This window comes from Corynebacterium lehmanniae, assembly GCF_043161975.1.
GTDB lineage: Bacteria > Actinomycetota > Actinomycetes > Mycobacteriales > Mycobacteriaceae > Corynebacterium > Corynebacterium lehmanniae.
In genome coordinates this window covers 1,865,930-1,881,614 of sequence record NZ_CP170998.1, presented here as the reverse complement: position 1 = coordinate 1,881,614, position 15,685 = coordinate 1,865,930, and the positions used below count along the sequence as shown (strand labels likewise).

The following is a 15,685-nucleotide window of genomic DNA, read 5'->3' as shown; positions in this document are numbered from 1 at the left end:
TTTTTCGTGCCCGTGTCGGCACGCCTGCTTTAATCATGGGCATGAGCGAGCAGCTTTCCATGATGCCCACCCCCACAAACGAGGACGAGCGCCGCCGCGTGCTGCGCAAGCACAAGATCGCGGTGACCAGTCTTCTGGGCCTGATGGCGGTGGTGTTCCTGTCGTGCTCGTGGGCGCAGTCCCAGGGCAACGGCGCGGCCTGGATCGGCTACGTCCGCGCCGCCGCGGAGGCGGGCATGGTCGGCGGTTTGGCGGACTGGTTCGCCGTCACCGCGCTGTTTACGTACCCGATGGGCATCCCCATCCCGCACACCGCGATCATCCCGCGGAAGAAGGACCAGGTCGCCGGGGTGCTCAGCGACTTTGTGTCCGAGAACTTCCTCAACGCCCGCACGATTACCGACAAGGTCATGGCTGCCGGCATCCCGGAGCGGGTGGGGCGCTGGCTTGCCAAGCCGGAGAACGCGGAGCGTGTCAGCGAGGAGGCCGGCAAGTTCACCGTCCGCATGGTCGAGGGCATCGATCCGAAGGAGGCGGAGGCGTTCATCAACACCCAGCTCATCGACCGTTTGGCCGAGCCGATCTGGGGCCCGCCGTTGGGCCGCACCCTGGAGGGGCTGATCGCGGACGGCAAGGTGGATCCGGTGGTGGACGACATTGTCGCCTGGGGGCGCCGCAAGGTCGACGGCATGGAAGAGACCGTGGTCACCATGATCGACGAGCGGATGCCGCGCTGGGCCCCGCGTTTTGCCAAGGAGCTGGTGGGCCAGCGCGTCTACGACGAGATGGTCGCGTTCATGGAGGACGTGGACACGAACCCGCACCACGAGGCGCGCCGGGCGATCCGCCGCCAGATCAACCAGTTCGCCCAGGACCTCCAGTTCGACGGCGAGATGATCTCGCGGGTGGAGGCGCTCAAGGCCGACATCATGGGCTCCGGCGCGGTCACGTCCGCGGCGGGCAGCATCTGGGAGCAAATCTCGGCGTCGATTGTGGCGCAAGCGTCGGATGGGCGAAGCGGGCTTCGTCGTAAAGCTGCTGCTTCGGCGCGCGAGTGGGGGCGAAAGCTTGTCGACGACCCTGCGGTGCGCGCCGACGCAGAGCGGGCCCTGGAGAAGGCCACGCACTTCGCCGCGGACAACGGCGCCGACCAGATCGTGGGCATCATTGCGGAGACCATCGAGCGCTGGGACGGCGAGGAAGCGGCGGAGAAAATTGAGCTCATGGTGGGCAAAGACCTGCAGTTCATCCGCCTCAACGGCACAATCGTCGGTGCACTGGCCGGGCTAGCTATTTACACTGGTTCGCAACTGATCTTCTACTAGCGAAGGAGCGAATGATGACCGAGAACACCAACCTCAACAACAACACCGAAAACAACACAGGCGACGAGGTGCGCAACAACCTCCGCGAGGCCGGCGACGCGCTGCTGTCCGCTGGCTCCGCTATCGGTGCGGCGCTGACGAGGGCCACCGGCGAGCTGTCGGACCGCTTTAAGACCGCCACGGAGGACGCGCGCCAGAACCTGAGCAACGCGAACACCGAGGGCGAGGTGCGCGGCGCCGCCACCAACTTCACGGACGAGGCGGAGAAGCTCTTCAACAGCCTGCGCGAGCGCGACCTGCAGTTCACCGACGACGTGAAGGCGAAGCTGCGCAGCACTATCGACGATGCGCGCGCCGCGTTCAACGAGCGCCTCGACAGCACCCAGGCCGAGGGCATTGAGGGCACCGTGGACGACCTGCGCGCCCGCTTCGAGGGCCTGGTGCAGCGCGTCCAGGACCAGTTCGCTGGCGAGAAGACCGGCGGCGATATCATCGACGGCGAAGTTGTGGACAACACCAAGAACGACACCACCGTCAACGTCGAGGACCTGAAGTAAACGCCATGGATACCGCCGCTGTCAGCCAAATTCACCAGATCATGATGCTGCCGTCCCGCGTCGGGATGGTGCTGATGGTGGTGGTGGGCATCGCCGGCATCGTCGGGGCTGTCATGGCGGCCACCACGCGCGCTGACGCCTTCGAGGCGGCGAACCGTCAGTCCAAGGGCGCCTGGGTGGGCATCCTGGTGCTGGCGGCGTTGGCGTGCCTGCTGCGCTTCCCGTTCATCGCGTGGTTCGGCGCAGTGGCCATCGGCATCTACTTCTTCGACGTACGCCCGCAGATCCAGCGCATCGTAAACGGCGACTACGGCTGGTAAAGCGCGCCGCAGCGGCGGTTACGCCGGCTGCGACTCGGGTTGCTGGGGCTGCTGGAGCGCCTGCTCCGGCTGGCCCGGCAGCTGCTGGGACTGCTGCATGTCCTGCAGCTCCTTGAAGTTGACGTTCTCGCCCGAAACCGTGACCCGGAGGCCACCGGGGATGACCGTGAAGTCTTCCACGCTCATCCCGCCGGTGGCCTCTTGCGCGACACCCTGGGACATGGCGGAGCTGATGGCGTCGGCGACGTCGCCAGGCAGGGCGAAGCCGAACAACTCGGTGCTGCGGGCCTTGAACGTCAGCTGGCCGTCCCGCATCTCCGGCTGCAGCTCAATCCCCGCCGCGCCTGAGGTGAACACGATGGAGAACGTGCCGGCGTCCTCGTTGGACACCACGTCGGAAACGGTGATCACGTTGGCGAGGAAGTTGTCGCCGATCTGATCCTGGATCTGCTGGTTCAGCATGGCGCGCACGAAGTCGTTGGGCAGCTCCGTGGTCAGGCGCACGGACTCAGCCACGGGTTCGCCGTTGTTGAGGCGCACGTTGTCCATGTCCACCACGGACGCCGGGTTGCCGGTGATCTGGTCGCCGTTGATCTGGAGGTCGGACTGCTGGTCCACCGTCATGTGGGGGAACTTGCCGCCGAGCAGGCCGATGGTCACGGGGCTGGCGCCGAAGGACACGGACGTGCCCTCCGGGGCCTGGGAGGTGACCTGGTGGGCGACGAACGCCCGGATGCCTGCCTCCGCCACGATGAACAGCAGCAGCACCGCCACGATGATCGATAGGACAACTCTCCACGCAGTTTTCATGCGGGCCAGTTTACGAAGCAGGAGCGACTGCCAGCCAATCCACAGTGACAAAGTTGTCCGCCAGGCGGCGCCGCTGGGGGTGCACCGGCCAGTCCCGGGCCAGGTCTTCCAGCGCGTGGCGCCACCGCACGCGCGGGCCGTGCGGGTCCCAGCCGCTGGCGCGCTCCCAGGCCGCGTCCGCATCAACCAGGAACTGGTGGATCGGCTCGCCCGGCACGTTGCGGTGGATCAGCGCCTTGGGCAGCCGCTCCGCCACGTCCGAGGGCTTGACGGTGTGGAAGGGGGCCCAGGACAAGGTCAGCGTGCGGGGACCGGAGGCGTCGAGAAGCAGCCATGCGCAGCGCCGCCCCAGCTCGTCGCAGGTGCCCTCGATGAAGAGGCCGCCGGGGGCGAGCCCCGCGCACACCGTGCGCCACACGTCCGGGACCTGGTCTACGTCGTATTGACGCAGCACGTTGAACGCGCGCACGAGGTGGGGGCGGTAGCCGGCGAGTTCGAAGCCGCCGAGTTCGAAGCGGACGCCGTCGCGAGGCGGCAGGACGCGCTCCGGGTTGATCTCCAGCCCCACGACCTCGATGTCGGGGCGGATTTGGCGTAGCCACCCGGCCCACTCCACGGTGGTGGTGTGCGACGCGCCGTAGCCCACGTCCACCGCCAGCGGCGCGGCGGCGGAGCGCAAAAGGGACTGGACCCGCGGGTTAAAGCGGGTCCAGCGGTCTGACCTGCGCAAACGATTCACCCCGGTGGTGCCGCGGGTGATCACCCCGTAGGGCTTGCCGGCGGCACCCGGGGTGGCGCGCAGGTTGTGGTAGTGGGGAATTAGAGGTTCTCGCTAATCCACTGTTCGGTCAGCTTCGCCTCGTTTTCCACGATTTCCTCGAGCGCGTCGGCCACCTTCGGCTCCAGCGCGGCACCCATGAACGGGATGTTCACCTTCGCCTCGAGTTCGTAGTCCAGCTTGGTGTTGTCGCCGTCGCGGGTGGCGGTGTACTCGGCGCCCAGGTCCACCGGGGTGCCCTTCACGTCGCCGGTCATGGTGTGCTTGGCGGTGTCGCCGTCCAGCTCGCCGACGGTAACCACGCGCTTGAGCTTCAGGTCCTGGGAGACCATGGCCTGCGCGGCCTCCGGGAGGATGGACTTGGGCAGGATCTCAAACAGGGTGGCGGTGTTGTCCGCGAACTCGTTGAGCTCGCCCGGCTCCGGGGAAAGTTTCTCGGCGATGAACTCCCAGTATTCGCGGGTGCTGTAGGCCTGCGCGACCTTCTCGATCGGCTGGTTGATGGTCACAGTGATCTCACTACGTGCAGTCATGGCTCACAGACTACCGTTGTGGACGTGATTGCCCCATCATTCGCCTCCCTGACCACGCTGCGCGTCGGCGGTACCCCGGCCGCGGCCTACGAGTGCCATAGTGCCGACGAGCTCGCCGAAACCGTGGCCAAGCTCGACCGCGACGGCACCCCGCTGCTGGTCGTCGGCGGCGGCTCCAACCTGGTCGTCGCGGACGGTGATCTCGACCTCGCGGCGGTGCTTGTGCGCAACGAGGGCATCTCGCTTATCGACGACCTCCGGTTGCGCGCCCAAGCCGGCACCGAATGGGACGCAGTTGTCGCCTACGCGGTGGAGCACGGACTCGGCGGCATCGAGGCCCTGTCCGGCATCCCTGGCTCCGCCGGGGCGACCCCGGTGCAGAACGTGGGAGCCTACGGCGCGGAGATCGCCGACGTGCTCACCCGCGTACGGCTGTGGAACCGCGAGACGGGCGTGGACGAGTGGGTGCCTGCGTCCTCGTTGAAGCTGGCGTACCGGTACTCCAACCTGAAGTTCACCTCGCGGGCCGTGGTGCTGGAGATCGAGCTGCAGCTCGAGCGCACCGACGAGTCCATCCCCTTGCGCCACCTGGGCGGGGCGCGCGTGCCGCTGGCCGAGGCCCGCGAGTCCGTGCTGGAGACGCGCCGGGCAAAGGGCATGGTGCTGGACGCGGAAGACCACGACACGTGGTCCGCCGGCTCGTTTTTTACCAACCCCGTGGTGCCGTCCGCGCTTGCCGACGACATCGCCGCCCAAGTCGGGGAGGAGGCGATGCCGCGCTTCGTCGCCGGCGACGGCAAGGAGAAGCTGTCGGCGGCCTGGCTCATCGAGCGCGCCGGCTGCCACCGCGGCTTCCCCGGCGAGGATGCCCCGGCGCGCCTGTCCACCAAGCACACCCTCGCCCTGACCAACCGCGGCAACGCCAGCGCCGCCGACATCGTCGAGCTCGCCCGCCGCGTGCAGGCCCAGGTCCGCGACGCCTTCGGGGTGGAGCTGCACCCCGAGCCCGTCTGGGTCGGCCTCTAGGCGTCGGGCCCAGCCCGCTCCGTGCTCCAGCCCCGCCTCCGCCGCGGCCGCGCCGCTGAAGCGCTAGCGCTCGGCGAGCTTGGACAGCAGGTCGTCGCGCACCTCGCGGCGGCGGATCTTGCCCATCTGGTCCTTCGCCAGCTCGTCGAAGTGGTAGAACGTGCGCGGGACCTTGTAGCGGGTGAGGCGCTCGCGGGCGAAGTCTTTGAGGCCGTCGGGGTCGAGGGCGGAGCCGTCGTTAAGCACGATGCATGCGACGACATCCTCGGAACCGTCGGCGCGCGGGCGGCCCACGACCGCGACATCAGCGACGTCCGGGTGGGTGCGGATGACTTCCTCGACCTCGGCCGGGTAGACGTTGAAGCCGCCGGTGATGATGAGCTCCTTGATGCGGGAGACCAGCTTGATAAAGCCGTCTTCCTCCATGATCCCCATGTCGCCGGTGCGGAACCAGCCGTCGTGGAAGACCTTTTCGGTGGCCTCCGGGTTGTTGAAGTAGCCGGAGAAGACCTGGGGGCCCTTGGCCAGGATTTCGCCGGCCTCGCCGAACGGCATGTCCTCGTCCGGGTTGTCGGGGTTGACGATGCGGATCTGCGTGTCGGGGAAGGGGATGCCGATGTAGCCGGGGCGGCGGTCGCCGGATTCGGGGTTGCCCACGATGATGGGGGAGGTTTCGGTGAGCCCGTAGCCCTCGACGAGGTGGCCGCCGGTGGCGCGCTCCCATTCCTCGATGACGTCGGCGGGCAGCGAGGATGCGCCGGAGAAGCCGATCTTGATGTCGGAAAGGTCGGCGTTTTTCTTCTTCGCCGTTTTCACGATGCGCTCAAAGACGGTGGGCACGCCCGGGACGAAGGTGGGCGGGGTGATGCGGATGGCCTTCATGATCAGGTCCATCTTCGGCGCGGGCAGGAGCACGAGCTCGGAGCCGACCAGCATGGTCAGCGTCAGCGAGAACGTCAGGCCGTAGGCGTGGAAGAACGGCAGGGTGGCCAGCATGCGCTGGTTGCCTTCCTGCAGCTCCTTGACCCAGGCCTGGCCCTGCAGCGGGTTGGCGATGAGGTTGCGGTGCGACAGCGCCGCGCCCTTTGGGGTGCCGGTGGTGCCGGAGGTGTAGAGGATCACGGCGGGCGAATCCGCGGTGACGTCCTCGGGCGTTTTCAGGTCTGCACCTAGACCCCCGATGGCGGAGCTGGTCAGCGACTCCCAGGGCACCGTGTGCAGGGAGGTGTTCTTGCTGGTGGCGGTGAGCGCTCCACGGGCCTCCAGGATCTTGGGCAGCGGGATGCGCAGGGCGAGCTGCTGGGCGCGCGGCATGGCCTTGGTCATGTTGACGCTGACCACGGTTTCCAGCGCGGTGTCCGCGCGCAGTTTCTCCAGCGTGTCGGCGGCTTTGTCCCAGGCGATGGCGACGCGGGCGCCGTGGTCGATGAACTGGGGGCGCAGCTCGTGGGCGGTGTAGAGGGGGTTGTGCTCCACCACCACGCCGCCGATCATCTGCACGGCGAAGAAGGCGGCGACGTGCTGGGGGCAGTTGGGCAGCATGATGGCGACGCGGTCGCCGGGTCGCACGCCGAATGCTTTCAGCCCGGCGGCGGCGCGGCGCACTTCGCGGTCGAGCTCGCCGAAGGTTTGGGTGCGGCCGAAGAAGCGGGTGGCGATCCGGGAGACGTTCTTTGCAAGGTTGTCTTTGTACAGCTCGCCCAGAGTTTTCTCGCCGTATTCCAGCGAGTGCGCGGTCCACTCGGGGTAGTACTGCAGCCAGGGTTTGACGTCGTTGACGTTGGATGGGGTGAGAGCCATGCGCACCACCCTACGCGCTTTGCCGCCCGTAACCTACGGTTGCGTAAGCAACTGCAGTAGCGTGTCGCGCACTTCCCTCCGCCTGATCTTGCCGGTCTGGTCCCTGTTGAGCTGGTCAAAGTGGTAGAAGTCGCGCGGGACCTTGTAGCGGGTCAAGCGCTGCCGGGCGTAGGCCTTGAGGCCGTCGGGGTCGAGGGCGGAGCCGTCGATAAGCGTGATGCAGGCGACGACATCCTCGGAGCCGTCCGGGCGCGGGCGGCCCACGACTGCGATGTCCTCGATGTCCGGGTGGTTGCGCATCACGCCTTCGACCTCGTCGGGGTAGACGTTGAAGCCGCCGGTGATGATCATTTCCTTGATGCGCGCGACCAGTTTGATCCAGCCGTCCGGCTCCATCACCGCCATGTCGCCGGTGCGGAACCAGCCGTCGTGGAACGCGCGCTCGTTGGCTTCGGGGCTGTTGAGGTAGCCGGAAAAGACCTGGGGCCCGCGCGCGAGCAGCTCGCCGGGTTCGCCGTCGGGCATGGTGCGCGACGGGTCGTCGGGGTCGGCGATGCGGATCTCGGTGTTGGGAAACGGCAGGCCGATGTAGCCGGGCCGCCGCGTGCCGTCGAGGGGGTTGCCGGCCAGGATCGGGGCGGTTTCGGTCAGCCCGTAGCCCTCGATCAGGCGCCCGCCGGTGGCGTTTTCCCAGCGCTCGATGGTTTCCACGGGCAGGGTGGACGCGCCGGAGACGGAGGTGTGGATGGACGACAGGTCCGCGTTGGTTTCCACCGCCCACTCGACAATCTTGTCGTAGAGGGTGGGCACGCCCGGCAGCACTGTGGGGCGCGTTTTGGTGATCGCGGCCTGGTAGAGCTTCGGTTTCGGCGCCGGCACAAGCACCATTTCCGCGCCGATGCTCAGCGGCAGCGCGTAGTTCAGCGCGAGGCCGTAGATGTGGAACATTGGCAGCACGCCGAGGACCTTCTCGCGCACCGCGCCCCAATCCTCCATCCACTCCATGCCGGCCTTGAGCACCGCGATGATGTTGCCGTGCGTCAGCGGCGCGCCCTTGGGCCTGCCCGAGGTGCCGGAGGTGTAAAGGATGAACGCGGTGGCGTCCTGAGTGATCTGCGGGAAGTGCACGGAGCGGGAGCGCTGGCGCATGAACTCGCGCCACGGCATCGCGCCGGGGGCGGGTTTGGTCAGCTCGGCGCGCAGCTTGGTCACCGGCGGAATGGGCAGCGCGAGCGCCGCGCGCAGGTGCAGCGGGGTTTCCTCGAGCATGTTCACTGCCACCACGGTCTCAAGCTGGGTGCTTTTGCTTAACGACGAAAACGTCTCCGCCACCCTGTCAAAGACAATCGCTACCCGCGCCCCGTGGTCTTCGAATTGCGGCTGCAGTTCTGCCGCGGTGTAGAGCGGGTTGTGCTCCACCACGGTCGCACCGAGGCGCAGGATGGCGGTGACGGCGATGACGTGCTGCGGGCAATTCGGCAGCGCGACGGCCACGCGGTCTCCGCGGCGCACGCCGAGTTGCGTTAGTGCTGCGGCGGCGCGGGCGACCTGCTCGTTGAGCTGGCTGTAGGTAAGCGTTTTGCCCATGAACCAGGTGGCGGTGCTCTTCGGCTGCATGGCCACCGCCTGGTTGAACCAGCTGACCAGGGTGTCCGTCCCGATGTCGGGGTTGGGGTCGGTCCACTCGGCGTAGTGGTCGATCCAGGCTTTGGTGTCAAAGGCTCCCACGGAAATCCTCCTTGTTGTTAGTTGGGCAAAACAAGTTGGCGACAAGTGTAACCTACGTTGCGGTAAGTTTGTTGCGCTGCAGGGTGGGCGGGTTTGCTCTAGGCTGTGGCGCGAAACCATTCGAGGGGGAATTGGGGGAAACCATGACTACCTATTTCGAGCCGTCCATCGACACCGATGCCGGGTTTGAGCTCACACCGCCCGCAGTGCTGGACCAGTCCAACCTGGTGGACCCGGTGAAGGCGCCGCCCAAGCAGGGCTGGCGCAAACTCATCCACTCCGCCACGCGCGGCCGCATCAACCCGGGAGGCTCCCGGCGGGAGCTGGAGCAGCAGCAGCTTTTCGACGCCATCCGGGCACCCCTGCGCGGCGACTACCGCATCGCCGTGATGAGCCTGAAAGGCGGCGTGGGCAAAACCACCACCACGGTCGCGCTCGGCGGCGTGTTCGCGCAGACCCGCGGCGACCGCGTCATCGCCATCGACGCCAACCCGGACCTGGGCACCCTGGCCCAGCGCGCTGCCACCGCGCCGCCGGCGACCATCCGCGACCTGCTGCAGGCGCCGGGCACGGAGCGCTACCCCCAGGTGCGCGCCTACACCAACCAGGCATCCTCGCGCCTGGAAGTCATCGGCTCCGAGCGCGACCCGGCCGTCAGCGAGGCGTTCTCTGAGGACGACTACCGCCGCGCCATCGACATCCTGCAGCACCACTACAACGTCATCCTCACCGACTGCGGCACAGGCCTGATGCACTCCGCCATGGCCGGCGTGCTCGATCTGGCCAACGCGCTGGTGCTGGTGACCTCGCCGGCGCTCGACGGGGCCCAGTCCGCCTCCGCCACCCTGGACTGGCTGAACTTGCACGGCTACGACCAGCTCGCCGCCAACGCCGTGGTGGTCATCTCCGCCTCCGCGCCGGGCAAGCCGACCATCGACATGGGCAAAGTCGCCGACCACTTCGCCTCCCGTGCCCGCGCGGTGCACACCATCCCGTACGACCGCCACCTCGCCGAAGGCGCCGTGGTGGACCTGGAGCGCGTCTCCCCAGCGACGTTGAAGGCCTACCAGCACCTCGCGGCCACGGTCGCCGCGGACTTCGGCTCCTGGCACCGCCACGCCGCGCTCTGACGGGCGCGGTTCTGGCTCACCTCAACCGCGACCCAGACACTTCGCGGCCGAATCTGTCAGCCGGGCCCTATCTGTCCAGGTCGGCGCAAACGGCCGCCGTGATCTGTCAGGAACCTAGGTGAAACCCGTGTGCGCTAGTCTTGCCCGCATGCGCGTCGCCATGATTTCCATGCACACCTCCCCGCTCGAGCAGCCGGGGACGGGTGATGCCGGCGGCATGAACGTCTACGTCCACAACACCGCCACCCAGCTGGCCCGCAAGGGCACCACGGTGGACGTGTTTACCCGCGCGACCCGCCCCAGCCAGGGCGAGGTGGTGGAGGTGGAGCCCGGCTACCGGGTTATCAACGTGGTGGCCGGGCCCTACGAGGGGCTGGAGAAAGACGACTTGCCCACCCAGCTCGCCGCCTTTTCCGGCGGGGTGGTGCAGTTCGCCCGCACGAACGACGAAAACTACGACCTGATCCACTCCCACTACTGGCTCTCCGGCCAGGTGGGGTGGCTGTTGGCGGATCTGGCCGGCATCCCGCTGGTGCACACCGGGCACACCTGGGCAGCGGTGAAAAACGCCTACGCCACGGACGCTTCCGAGTCGGAGGCGCGCCGCATCTGCGAGCAGCAGTTGGTGGACAACGCCGAGGTCTTAGTGGTCAACACCGAGGACGAGACGAGCGAGCTCGCCCGCTTCTACGACGTGGACCCGGCGAAAATTTCCGTGGTCAGCCCGGGTGCGGACACGGAGCTGTTCACCCCCGGCACGAACCGCAACACGGAGCTTGCGCGCCGCCACCTGGGCATTCCGCTGCACGCGAAGGTGGTGGCGTTTGTGGGCCGTCTGCAGGATTTCAAGGGCCCGCAGGTGCTGATCCAGGCGATGGGCGAGGTGGTGCGCCGCGGCCGGGTCGACGGCCCGTTGCGCGTGATCATTTGCGGCGGCGCGAGCGGCGCGGGCTCGTCGGTGGAGCGCTACCGCGAGCTTGCGGTGTCGGAAGGCATTGGCGGCTGCACCCGTTTCCTCGGGCCGCGGCCGCCGGAGGAGCTGGTGAGCATCTACCAGGCCGCGGACATCGTCGCCGTGCCCAGCTACAACGAAAGTTTCGGGCTCGTGGCGGTGGAGGCGCAGGCCGCGGGCACTCCTGTCGTCGCGGCGCGCGTCGGGGGCCTCCCGCTCGCGGTCGCGGACGGTCAGACGGGCCTGCTCGTCAACGGCCACGGCACGGAGGCGTGGGCGCAAGCACTGGAGCAATTGCTTATCGACGATCCCACGCGCATCCACATGGGCGAACAGGCCGTCAGCCACGCAAAAGCGTTCAGCTGGGCCGCCTCGGCGGACAAACTGATAGAGGTCTACACCGACACCCTGTCCGGCTACGTCCCGGGCGAGGCCACCCGAGACGCCGGCGGGATGTAGCTAGAGGCGCTTGCCGATCTCCTCGCCGAGGGATGCCCCGCCCCAGTAGCCGATGCGGTCGGAGTGGTATCCGATGGCGCGGTTGATCTCCGCCGGGTCGAACTGGCCCTGCGAGGCCTTCTGCGCCAGGCCGGCGGCTTCCTGCTGGGCGTTGTCGACGGCCTTGCGGAGCTCGTCGCGAGGCACCGGCTGCTTGAAGTCGGGGTTAAGGCGCTTGATTTCGGCCGCGACGCGTTCTTCCTCATCGCCGGAGGTGGTGAAGTTCTCGCGCGGCGCGGTGGAGTCGGTGGGGGTGAACACTTCGTTGACGTGGCCGTCGGGGATGCCGTAGGCGTCCTCGATTATGCGGTCCACCGGCTGCGCCTTGCCGAGCGGCCCGAGCGTCATGGAGGACACGCCGATGGCGGCGCCGTCGCGGGGGTCGAAGTTCACGCCGCCGGAGTCGCCCTGCACGTAGTTCAGCCCCCAGCTGTAGATGCCGTTTCTTGTGCGGCCGATCTGCTTGGCGCAGGTGCGGCCCGTGGTGGCGCCGTCCTTGCAGATGGGCTGGCCGAAGTTGTCGACCGAGACCTCACCCGGAGCAAGCGTGCGGAAGTCGCGCACATGCGTGATCTTCACCGGTTCGCCCTGCACGCCGCCGTTGAAGTCGCGGGAGTGGGACAGGCCGGTTTCGGTCACGCCGTCGTCGATGCGCACCACGCCCCAGTCGGCAGTGCGGATGGACTGCATCGGGTCGCTCAGGTTCATGGCTTCCGGGGTGACGTGGTTGGACGCCACGCGCTCGCCGAAGCGCTTGTACTCGGTGCCCACGGGGGCGTAGAACTCGTTTTTCACCTCCGGGAAGCCGGGCATGGTGTTCACGCAATGGGAGACAGTGAGCATCACACGCTGCGGTTCCTCGCCAGGCAGGTGCAGGGTGCCGTTGGGGCCTTGGGAGCAGGTGCCGGCCCAGCCGTCGCGCGGCATGGTCAGTTTCTGGCCGTTGGGCAGGTCGATTGTTTTCGGCGGGTCCTGGGGGAACCCTCGCATCGGCGCGCCGGGTGCGACGAGCGCGGGCGCGGCTTCCGCCGGCGCGGGGAGGGCCTGAAGTGCGAGCATGCTGGCTGCTGCAAGTGCTGTTGCTGGTGTTCGAAGGCTGAATCGCATGAGAATTACCTTAACGTGCAAACCCGGCCCATAGGGCGATATCGTTGCCATGCTTTTCGACGAGCCGCTGAACCTCACCAGCGTCCACCCCGCCACGCAGCGCCCGGCGCGCGGTTTCGTGGGCGGCTTGGCCCGCCTCGTTTACGGCGCGGCGCAGCTCCGTCTTCGGGTTCGGCGGGACGTACCCGGGGTTGAGCTCGCGCGTGGCCCGGTCGATGCGTTCGCGTTCCGCGCCACTGGTGGTGAACTCCGCGCGCGGGGCGGTGCCTGCGATCTGGAACGCCTGGTTGACCTGGCCGTCGGGGATGCCGTAGGCGTCCTCGAGCGCGCGGTCCGCGGCCTGGGAGACGAACAGCGGCCCGATCACGCCATGGGAGGTGCCGATGACGGCGCCGTCACGCGGGTCGAAGTTCACCCCGCCCGAATCGCCCATTTCCGCCGCGACGCCGACGCTGTAGACGGTGTCGCGGCCGCGGGCGATCTGCCTTCCGCAGGACCGTCCGGTGGTGGCGCCGTCTTTGCAGATCGGTTGGCCGAAGTTGTCCACCGAGTACTCGCCGGGGCGAAGCGTGCGGTAGTCGCGGATGCCGGTGAGCTGCACAGGGGCACCCGCAGAACCGCCGGCGGCGTCGCGGGAGTGGGAGAGGTCCGTGGCGGTGGCGGAGTCGTCGATACGCACGAACGCCCAGTCGGGTTCCGTGAGCGCTGCGGGCAGATCGGCGAGCGAGTGGGTCTCAGTGGTGGGCCCGCTATTCGGGCCGCGGGTGCCGATGCGGGTGTAGCCGTCGCCGATTGGCACGTTGATTGTCGATGACGGCTCAGGCATGCCCGGGATCCGGTTCACGCAATGCGAGGCGGTGAGCATCACACGCTGCGGGCCCGTCGGGGTGGCGACGGTGCCGGACGGGCCCTGAGAGCAGGTGACGGTGTAGAGCTCCGGGGGCACGTTGAGCCGCTCACCCCACGGCGTGGCCGCCTGCGCGGGCGGGTTGACGGCGGGGACGCGGAAGGGGGCGCCAGGGGCGGCGAGCGCAGGCTCCGCGGCCTGTGCCGTGAATGTGGTTAGCGGCGCCGCCAGGGACAACAACAGCGCTGCGGCGGCGAGAGACGCAGGGGTTTTCATACCTCCAGTGTAAATCCGCCGCGCCCGCGTTTCAGGTGGTCAGCGGTGTGATCTAGCGCAGGAACGCGTCGACGGCGCCGCGCACATCGCCCGCGTGCTGCTGCGCCGCCGCGTTCGCGCGGCCGGCGAGGTCTTGCGCCGCCGCGACTGGATCCTCAGCCTGCGGCAGCTGCGCGGCTTCCGCGCTGAACCGCGCCGCGTCCGCCTGCGCGCCCATGACGGCGCGGTCGAGCAGCTCGCGTGGCTGGGGGCCGTCGACAAGCTGCGGTGCATTGTTGGGCGAGAAATTCGCGACCTCCTCGTACAGCGGCGCGAAGTCGGCGCGCGGGGCAGGGGCCGCCGGGGTGAACGCCTCGTTGACCTGGCCGTCGGGGATGCCGTAGGCGTCCTCAAGTGCGCGATCCACCTGCTGCGAGTTGCCGAACGGGCCGAAGCCGATGATGCTCAGCCCCACAGCCTCGCCGGTGCGCGGGTCGTAGTTGATGCCGCCGGAATCGCCCGACTCGTAACCCACGCCGAAGTGCCACACGAAGTTCTGGGTGCGGAACATCTGCACGCCGCACGAGCGGCCGGTGCGCATCCCGTCCTTGCAAATGGGTTGGCCGGCGTTGTCGAAGCTGATCAGCTCGTCGCCGCGCAGGTTGCGGTAGTCCTTCACCCCCGTGATCGTCGCCGGCGCGGACGGGCCGCGGCCCTTCTGATCCACCGACGACGACGCGCCTGACGCCTCCACGCCGGGAGCGAGACGCACCGTGACCCAATCGGGCTCGTCGATGATGCGGTAGAAGTCCATCAACTCGCCGTTGCCCAGCTCAAACGGGGTGCGTTGCCTATCGACGTCCCCCACCCGCGGGTAGGCCACCTTCCCGCCTTCGCGCAGCGGCGCGAACACGACCGGGCGGACAGTCTTGCTCTTGGACTCCATGCAGTGCGCCGCAGTGACCATCACCTGCTTCGTCTCACCGTCCGGGGTGCGCACGGTACCAACCGGGCCCTGGCTGCACCGCGCGGTGTGGACGAAGGAATCGGAGCCTTCGTCGAGCATGGCGATCGGCGCGCCGGGAGCGGCGAGCGCGGGGGCTGCCGCGGCGGCGGTGGGCGCGGCGGGGGAGGCGAGGGCGACGCAGGCGGCGGCGAGGCTGGCGGCGAGGGCGGAAGCGGAGCGGGGTGAAAACATGCCTTTAGACTCTAAACCCCCGACAAACCCCCGACAGTTTCGCCCATCCGTGGCATGCTTGAAGGCATGGGTAACGGAAAGCTGATTCTCGTTCGCCACGGGCAGAGCGAGTGGAACAAGTCGAACCAGTTCACCGGCTGGGTCGATGTGGACCTGACCGAACAGGGCGAGGCCGAAGCCGTCAACGCCGGCAAGCTCATGGAAGAAAAGGGTGTCCTGCCGGACATCCTGTTCACTTCGCTGCTGCGCCGCGCGATCCGCACTGCGAACATCTCGCTGAACGCGGCTGACCGCCACTGGATCCCGGTGGAGCGCAGCTGGCGCCTCAACGAGCGCCACTACGGCAAGCTCCAGGGCCTGAACAAGGCGGAGATTCGCGAGGAGTTTGGCGAGGAGCAGTTCATGCAGTGGCGCCGCTCCTACGACACCCCGCCGCCGGAGATTGACACGGACAACGAGTACGCGCAGACCAACGACCCGCGCTACGCCTTCCTGCCTGAGGTGCCGCGCACCGAGTGCCTCAAGGACGTGGTGGAGCGCTTCCTGCCGTACTACATCGACGTCATCGCGCCGCACGCCATGGCAGGTAAGAACGTGATGGTCGCCGCGCACGGCAACTCGCTGCGCGCGCTGGTGAAGTACCTGGACAACATCTCCGACGAGGAGATCGCCGGGCTGAACATCCCCACTGGCATGCCGCTGGTGTACGAGATCGATGAAAACGGCAAGGTGCTCAACCCGGGCGGCACCTACCTGGACCCGGAGGCCGCTGAGGCTGGCGCCGCTGCTGTGGCGAACCAGGGGCAGAAGTAAGCCTCGAA

The 15,685-nt window shown here is 67.9% G+C and carries 15 protein-coding genes; 7 read left to right on the top strand and 8 right to left on the bottom strand.

Annotated features, from left to right (window positions below; genetic code table 11):
* Window positions 1-41: 41 nt before the first annotated feature.
* From ACF3NP_RS09135 to ACF3NP_RS09125, 3 genes are read left to right on the top strand one after another with little or no spacing between them, the layout of a single operon-like run.
* The gene (locus ACF3NP_RS09135; protein ID WP_181889687.1) at window positions 42-1,325 is read left to right on the top strand and encodes a DUF445 domain-containing protein; all 1,284 of its coding nucleotides are present in this window, start codon (window positions 42-44) and stop codon (window positions 1,323-1,325) included.
* 14 nt (window positions 1,326-1,339) lie between these two features.
* The gene (locus ACF3NP_RS09130) at window positions 1,340-1,882 is read left to right on the top strand and encodes a CGLAU_01105 family protein (RefSeq protein WP_181889688.1); all 543 of its coding nucleotides are present in this window, start codon (window positions 1,340-1,342) and stop codon (window positions 1,880-1,882) included.
* Window positions 1,883-1,926: 44 nt separating this feature from the next.
* A complete protein-coding gene (locus ACF3NP_RS09125) occupies window positions 1,927-2,202 on the top strand; it encodes a DUF2516 family protein (protein ID WP_181890039.1) in 276 nt (91 codons plus the stop codon).
* Window positions 2,203-2,220: 18 nt separating this feature from the next.
* Here the strand turns inward: ACF3NP_RS09125 and ACF3NP_RS09120 are convergent, their stop codons facing one another.
* From ACF3NP_RS09120 to ACF3NP_RS09110, 3 genes are read right to left on the bottom strand one after another with little or no spacing between them, the layout of a single operon-like run.
* Window positions 2,221-3,012, bottom strand: a complete 792-nt coding sequence (locus ACF3NP_RS09120) for an LmeA family phospholipid-binding protein (protein ID WP_181889689.1) — start codon at window positions 3,010-3,012, stop codon at window positions 2,221-2,223.
* A gap of 10 nt (window positions 3,013-3,022) precedes the next feature.
* The gene (locus ACF3NP_RS09115; RefSeq protein WP_181890040.1) at window positions 3,023-3,832 is read right to left on the bottom strand and encodes a class I SAM-dependent methyltransferase; all 810 of its coding nucleotides are present in this window, start codon (window positions 3,830-3,832) and stop codon (window positions 3,023-3,025) included.
* Window positions 3,832-4,323 carry a DUF2505 domain-containing protein gene (locus ACF3NP_RS09110; protein ID WP_034997073.1) on the bottom strand — a complete coding sequence of 164 codons (492 nt, stop codon included), beginning with the start codon at window positions 4,321-4,323 and terminating at the stop codon, window positions 3,832-3,834. Before ACF3NP_RS09110 ends, ACF3NP_RS09115 begins: the two co-directional genes overlap by 1 nt.
* Before the next feature lie 24 nt (window positions 4,324-4,347).
* Here ACF3NP_RS09110 and ACF3NP_RS09105 point away from each other — a divergent pair, with 24 nt between their 5' ends.
* The gene (locus ACF3NP_RS09105) at window positions 4,348-5,349 is read left to right on the top strand and encodes a UDP-N-acetylmuramate dehydrogenase (RefSeq protein WP_338026644.1); all 1,002 of its coding nucleotides are present in this window, start codon (window positions 4,348-4,350) and stop codon (window positions 5,347-5,349) included.
* A 63-nt stretch (window positions 5,350-5,412) separates the two neighbouring features.
* Here the strand turns inward: ACF3NP_RS09105 and ACF3NP_RS09100 are convergent, their stop codons facing one another.
* Both ACF3NP_RS09100 and ACF3NP_RS09095 read right to left on the bottom strand, forming a co-directional pair.
* Window positions 5,413-7,149 (bottom strand): long-chain-fatty-acid--CoA ligase, encoded by a 1,737-nt coding sequence (locus ACF3NP_RS09100; protein ID WP_181889690.1) that lies wholly within the window; start codon window positions 7,147-7,149, stop codon window positions 5,413-5,415.
* 33 nt (window positions 7,150-7,182) lie between these two features.
* Window positions 7,183-8,877: a long-chain-fatty-acid--CoA ligase gene (locus tag ACF3NP_RS09095; protein ID WP_181889691.1), complete on the bottom strand. Its 1,695-nt coding sequence runs from the start codon at window positions 8,875-8,877 to the stop codon at window positions 7,183-7,185.
* Between the two features lie 143 nt (window positions 8,878-9,020).
* On the opposite strand from ACF3NP_RS09095, the gene ACF3NP_RS09090 reads away from it, so the two are divergent.
* Window positions 9,021-10,007, top strand: a complete 987-nt coding sequence (locus tag ACF3NP_RS09090) for a MinD/ParA family ATP-binding protein (RefSeq protein WP_181889692.1) — start codon at window positions 9,021-9,023, stop codon at window positions 10,005-10,007.
* 148 nt (window positions 10,008-10,155) lie between these two features.
* Window positions 10,156-11,418 carry a D-inositol-3-phosphate glycosyltransferase gene (mshA, locus tag ACF3NP_RS09085; RefSeq protein ID WP_181889693.1) on the top strand — a complete coding sequence of 421 codons (1,263 nt, stop codon included), beginning with the start codon at window positions 10,156-10,158 and terminating at the stop codon, window positions 11,416-11,418.
* On the opposite strand, the gene ACF3NP_RS09080 is transcribed toward mshA, so the two are convergent.
* Genes ACF3NP_RS09080 through ACF3NP_RS09070 form a run of 3 tightly spaced genes read right to left on the bottom strand, consistent with a single transcriptional unit; the run spans window position 11,419 to window position 14,864 of the window.
* Entirely contained in the window at window positions 11,419-12,516 is a 1,098-nt protein-coding gene (locus ACF3NP_RS09080; RefSeq protein ID WP_181889694.1) for a chymotrypsin family serine protease, read from the bottom strand. It lies immediately after the preceding gene.
* Between the two features lie 58 nt (window positions 12,517-12,574).
* Window positions 12,575-13,687 carry a chymotrypsin family serine protease gene (locus tag ACF3NP_RS09075; RefSeq protein ID WP_181889695.1) on the bottom strand — a complete coding sequence of 371 codons (1,113 nt, stop codon included), beginning with the start codon at window positions 13,685-13,687 and terminating at the stop codon, window positions 12,575-12,577.
* Window positions 13,688-13,739: 52 nt separating this feature from the next.
* Complete coding sequence (locus tag ACF3NP_RS09070; protein WP_181889696.1) at window positions 13,740-14,864, bottom strand: chymotrypsin family serine protease; 1,125 nt, start codon at window positions 14,862-14,864, stop codon at window positions 13,740-13,742.
* A 66-nt stretch (window positions 14,865-14,930) separates the two neighbouring features.
* Here ACF3NP_RS09070 and ACF3NP_RS09065 point away from each other — a divergent pair, with 66 nt between their 5' ends.
* Entirely contained in the window at window positions 14,931-15,677 is a 747-nt protein-coding gene (locus tag ACF3NP_RS09065; protein ID WP_181889697.1) for a phosphoglyceromutase, read from the top strand.
* The last annotated feature ends 8 nt before the right edge of the window (window positions 15,678-15,685 follow it).

Excerpts from the sequence above, each read along its gene's own strand:
- ACF3NP_RS09135 (WP_181889687.1), top strand. The coding sequence starts at position 42 with ATGAGCGAGCAGCTTTCCATGATGCCCACCCCCACAAACGAGGACGAG.
- ACF3NP_RS09130 (WP_181889688.1), top strand. The coding sequence starts at position 1,340 with ATGACCGAGAACACCAACCTCAACAACAACACCGAAAACAACACAGGC.
- ACF3NP_RS09125 (WP_181890039.1), top strand. The coding sequence starts at position 1,927 with ATGCTGCCGTCCCGCGTCGGGATGGTGCTGATGGTGGTGGTGGGCATC.
- ACF3NP_RS09120 (WP_181889689.1), bottom strand. The coding sequence starts at position 3,012 with ATGAAAACTGCGTGGAGAGTTGTCCTATCGATCATCGTGGCGGTGCTG.
- ACF3NP_RS09110 (WP_034997073.1), bottom strand. The coding sequence starts at position 4,323 with ATGACTGCACGTAGTGAGATCACTGTGACCATCAACCAGCCGATCGAG.
- ACF3NP_RS09100 (WP_181889690.1), bottom strand. The coding sequence starts at position 7,149 with ATGGCTCTCACCCCATCCAACGTCAACGACGTCAAACCCTGGCTGCAG.
- ACF3NP_RS09090 (WP_181889692.1), top strand. The coding sequence starts at position 9,021 with ATGACTACCTATTTCGAGCCGTCCATCGACACCGATGCCGGGTTTGAG.
- mshA (WP_181889693.1), top strand. The coding sequence starts at position 10,156 with ATGCGCGTCGCCATGATTTCCATGCACACCTCCCCGCTCGAGCAGCCG.
- ACF3NP_RS09080 (WP_181889694.1), bottom strand. The coding sequence starts at position 12,516 with ATGCTCGCACTTCAGGCCCTCCCCGCGCCGGCGGAAGCCGCGCCCGCG.
- ACF3NP_RS09075 (WP_181889695.1), bottom strand. The coding sequence starts at position 13,687 with ATGAAAACCCCTGCGTCTCTCGCCGCCGCAGCGCTGTTGTTGTCCCTG.
- ACF3NP_RS09070 (WP_181889696.1), bottom strand. The coding sequence starts at position 14,864 with ATGTTTTCACCCCGCTCCGCTTCCGCCCTCGCCGCCAGCCTCGCCGCC.
- ACF3NP_RS09065 (WP_181889697.1), top strand. The coding sequence starts at position 14,931 with ATGGGTAACGGAAAGCTGATTCTCGTTCGCCACGGGCAGAGCGAGTGG.